We start from the raw sequence: 421 nt of genomic DNA, 5'->3' as shown, positions 1-421 counted from the left end.
CGATACGTTAGTCCTTGATGTTTCTGAGAGAGTTTTGTATGAATTTGCGCATTTCGCAATTGCATCCCCATTTTTTGATAGCGTGCAACAGTTTTTAGCTTTTTATTCTTTGAGCACTATAATTGGTTTAGATTTTTTACTGGAAATTTTTCAAGTTTTTTCAAAGCAGTTAAAACGTGAAATACCTATTAAAAAATTATTGCTGGAATATTTTCTCACCAAAAACGCACAACCAACTTATAGTGTCTGCTTTGACAAATAGATGTTTCAAAAAATATAAACGACACAAATTTTCTTTATTAGGGAAATTTGTGTCGTTAAATTTTGTTTAAATAGACGATTTGGGGGCGGAATTAGCTTTTCAAAGCTTTTAAAACATTTTGTGGTGAAGAAACTTCATAAGGATCTGTTGCACAATTAT

General features: G+C 30.9%; 1 protein-coding gene. It reads left to right on the top strand.

All coding sequences use genetic code 11. The annotated features are described in order from the left end of the window. On the top strand, window positions 1-262 hold a 262-nt coding region (locus J7R10_RS08965; RefSeq protein ID WP_208436500.1), incomplete at its 5' end, for a hypothetical protein. Window positions 263-421: the final 159 nt, after the last annotated feature.

It is taken from the genome of Bartonella vinsonii subsp. berkhoffii ATCC 51672 (assembly GCF_902825225.1).
Classification (GTDB): Bacteria; Pseudomonadota; Alphaproteobacteria; order Rhizobiales; family Rhizobiaceae; genus Bartonella; species Bartonella berkhoffii.
The sequence above is the reverse complement of the archived record's forward strand: the minus strand, read 5'-3'. Positions and strand labels throughout refer to the sequence as shown.